The 3,890-nt window shown below is 28.5% G+C and carries 3 protein-coding genes and 1 pseudogene; 3 read left to right on the plus strand and 1 reads right to left on the minus strand.

Annotation, left to right across the window (positions count from 1 at the left end; all coding sequences use genetic code 11):
* Positions 1-114 (plus strand): annotated as a pseudogene (locus P618_RS09005) (IS701 family transposase); the annotation flags it as partial.
* A gap of 56 nt (positions 115-170) precedes the next feature.
* Here the strand turns inward: P618_RS09005 and P618_RS00785 are convergent.
* Complete coding sequence (locus P618_RS00785) at positions 171-2,771, minus strand: hypothetical protein (protein WP_021826978.1); 2,601 nt, start codon at positions 2,769-2,771, stop codon at positions 171-173.
* Between the two features lie 203 nt (positions 2,772-2,974).
* On the opposite strand from P618_RS00785, the gene P618_RS00790 reads away from it, so the two are divergent.
* On the plus strand, positions 2,975-3,253 hold the full coding sequence (locus tag P618_RS00790) for a hypothetical protein (protein WP_021826977.1): 279 nt from the start codon (positions 2,975-2,977) through the stop codon (positions 3,251-3,253).
* Positions 3,254-3,564: 311 nt separating this feature from the next.
* Positions 3,565-3,813, plus strand: coding sequence for an IS1 family transposase (locus P618_RS09010; RefSeq protein ID WP_420805307.1), 249 nt, complete (start codon positions 3,565-3,567; stop codon positions 3,811-3,813).
* Positions 3,814-3,890 lie beyond the last annotated feature (77 nt).

The raw sequence follows: 3,890 nt of genomic DNA on the forward strand, positions 1-3,890 counted from the left end.
GAATTATTGAAAGTGAAAACCTCATTGAATCATTTTGCAATAAAACAAAAACTATTGTTAAAAGCCAATGTTTTAATGTTCAATGAACTTCAAATTTTGAAAGGTGCTACGTAAGATGAGTCAGTAACTTCCCCATACTTAATCCTTAATTTTGAACAAAAATTTTAATTCTAATTTTGATCTTTTTTTATAAACATGTAGCCTTTATCACCTTGTACTTCGTCACACGTTCCCATGCTTAATATGTTCGGGTCATATTGAGCGTAATCAAAGGCATACCCTTCTAGTTCTAGTAAAGTTTTTCCCATATCCCCCAATAGTCCTGCTTTGCACCTTTGCTTATGTGCACCTTCTGTAATCGCTCCTTCAAAAAAAGTTATTAACCGACTGTAGGGATGACCTACTAAAAGATCATCTTTGTATTGTCCACTTTCTTTGTAATCCTGAATGTTTGCTTGTGAAGACATTCTTAGATTTTTTAAAAAAATCGGAAACTGTTTTTCATTATGTATATATTGTTGGTTTATTTTTGGTGAAACGTTTTCATTTATTAAACCTAAACAAAAATTTATCAATCCATCTAAATGTACTTTTCTCTGTTCTTTTTGAGAAGGATAATACAGTTCAGCGAAATTTTTTAAAATATCTTTCATTTGAAAAAATGAAAATTTTTGAAAATACTTATCTTCTTTTTGCGTTGATTGTAACTTATTTCCTTCTGCTATTTCTGGATCAGAGATTTGTAACTTGTTTCCTTCTGCTATTTCTGGATCAGAGATTTGTAACTTGTTTCCTTCTGCTATTTCTGGATCAGAGATTTGTAACTTATTTCCTTCTGCTATTTCTGGATCAGAGATTTGTAACTTGTTTTCTTCTGCTATTTCTGGATCAGAGATTTGTAATTTACTTTGTTTTTCAAAAATATAATTTGATAAAAATCTAACTATTTCATCAGAAATAAATTTTTTATTTTGTAGAAATATTAAATTATTTTCAACTTTATTTGTTTTTACAGCCTGATTAAAGTATCCAAATATGGTTTCCAACTTCTGGCATTTCAATATTTCAAAGCAATACGCTTCTCCTTCTTCACATTTACTTTTCAAGTATTTAGTAGAGTTTAATTTTTGAAAATATTCTAAAAATTCATTACGTTGACATTGTGTGCTCTCAAAATCTTCAGTGATTTGAATAAAATTAAAAAATCTTTCAGAAAAATCAACGAAACTTAAAATTGATTCATTGCGATTTTTAGAATTTTTTAAACGACAATAAAAATTTATAAATTCTTGAAGTTTTTCAAATAATTCTTTCTTATTGTTTTTAAATTTTTGTTTTATAACTTTGTACAACTCTTTATATTTTTCAGTCTCACTTTCTTGATTTAAAAAATAGTTAATAACATTTTGGGAACTTAAAGGAACATTTGATTGAAACTCTACATCCATATTTTCATCAAGGAACTTTAAAATAAGTTTACTAAATTCGATTATTTTTCCACTTGTTTGGCCATTTTTGAAAAAATCATTTATATTTTTTTTGTGTTTTTTTATCTCTCTTTTTTTTTCTTTTTGAGATTCTTTTATTTTTTCCGCGAACTCTTTTAATTTAGAATCTTTTAAATTTTTTAGATATTCATAAATACCTCTATCTTTAGGACAAAAAGTTTTAAAAAAAGTTAAGAATCCCTTCTCTTCTTCTATATGTTCACTATCTAATTTCCAAAAATTGAAATTATTTTCTTTTATAAAAAAAGGATTTCTAAAAAAAGGATTGCTCTGATCTTGAGAAAAAAGCTTTACAACATCCTTCAAAAACTGAATTTGCTTGTATGCAAGGGGAAAATTTACTTCAACTTCATAATTCTGCAAAGGAGATACGTTATCGATGAGCAACTTCAACTTGTTATCTTCTATCCTAACTCTCTTTAATTGAGACGCAAAAATATATTGCATAGTTTTATAGCGCGCCTCATCAATTTTTTCTTCACGCTCTAAAAAAAAGGAAAAAAAATTACAAAGGTGCATTCCGTATCTTTCTTTAAATATATTTTTCAGTAATGGAGAAAAATCCTCAATTTTTTTATTTGTGCAGTCTAAATAAAAACAAAAAATCTCTGGAATACAAGCGGCAATTTTAAAAAGCAAATTGTCTTTTACATGTTCACAAGAAACTCTCCAGATTTCTTGATTAGGCTCTTTATTGTCGAGTATTAGCATCAACGATCGTAATTCTTCTTTTTCAATTCCATTAAAAACATCATTAAATCCCTTTTGGCAAGAAGCGCTCGTAAAATTATCAAAAGCATTCCAAATATAGACATCCACTCCTTCTATATTTTTCAATTTTCCTTTAAATTTTAAATATTCAAAAAATATAAATCCATTTCGACTGAAGCTATAAATCCAACGACTGTTAAGCTCATAAGGTAAAGAATCAATTGCTTCAAAGCACACGTTTAAATTTTTGGATCCTTCTTTTTTGGCAAAAGTGAGTAGATCTTCTACATCTTCATCACTTAAAAAATTAGTTAATATTACTAATACATCTTTAATAATATCTTTTTCTTTTTGATTTAATGATGTAAAAGAAACTATTTCACCTTTTTCATTTTTAAAAAAATCATTTAAATATGGAAAAAATTTTATAACTTTGATAGGGGGCATCCGCCTTCTGTCTTGTTCAAGAAAATCTTTAAAAAATATTTCACTTTTTTCTTTATTAGAAAAAACTTGAGAAGCAATCAAGAAAATAAATAATAATAATTTCATAAAAAAATAAAAGCTTAAATTCTACTTAAAAAGTATACAAAATTTTAAAAATAAGTTCAAGAAAAAATTAAAAATTAGTTTACAAAATAGTATATATAGTAATTCAGCTTGAAAACGGGACAAGGAGTATTATTTTTAAGAGAAAATGACAAAGAAACAAAACAGTTTAGATCTAAGGAAACGAGTAATAAAATATATTAAGATTGGTAACACTCAAAACACGACATCCAAGATATTTAGGTGGTGAATTAGGTACCAAGAAGCAGGCCACGTTTAGGCAGCAAGAGCAAAATAGGCTCAGAAAAGCTAAGAATTTATGTCAAAGGCCAATGAAGATAAAAAATGAGCAGAAGATCGCAAAACTATTTAATGCTAGTATTTCTGTGTATCAGCGCTTAAAGAAGCTAGGCTTTAGCTATAAAAAAACTTTACCTACTTGCAAGCAAGCCAAGAAAAATGAAAGCGATATAAAGAAACTATAAAAGGCATATCGTCGAAAAATTTTGTATATATTGATGAAAACGGTATTGAGATGACTATTTGTGCAGAACGCAGGATAGGGCAAAAAGGGAAACGGCTGTCAAAAAAGCCTTATGCGTCATTTTATACTCTTTAGCTAAGGCATCTTTTAACATGATGGATAAAATTCTTGGACATTCTCCTTTTATTATATACAGAGTGGGTGGTGGCAGAGATGAAAAAAATACAAAAATCTGAGGTTTCAGGTAACATTCACGCAGTGGAATTTGATGAAATGTGACATTTTTCCAAAAAAAGTCAAAAACTCTGGATTATCAAAGCCGTTGATCGTAGCACACGAAGAACTGTTGCCTGGGTTACAGGGAATCGTGATGCTGCAACATTCAAACGATTTTACGAAAAAGTCATACACAAACATCTGAAAAATTGCACATTTTATACTGATGACTGGGATGCTTTCTTTAAAGTTTTACCAAAAAATCGCCATAGTATTGGAAAATCAGGCACTGTATGCATAGAGCAAGATCATAACTCATCTTACGCAGCACCTTTCAAAATTTGAAGTTCATTGAACATTAAAACATTGGCTTTTAACAATAGTTTTTGTTTTATTGCAAAATGATTCAATGAGGTTTTCAC

The sequence above is a fragment of the Holospora obtusa F1 genome, assembly GCF_000469665.2.
GTDB classification, from domain to species: Bacteria; Pseudomonadota; Alphaproteobacteria; order Holosporales; family Holosporaceae; genus Holospora; species Holospora obtusa.

Coding starts and splice junctions, on each gene's coding strand:
- P618_RS00785 (WP_021826978.1), bottom strand. CDS start 2,771: ATGAAATTATTATTATTTATTTTCTTGATTGCTTCTCAAGTTTTTTCT.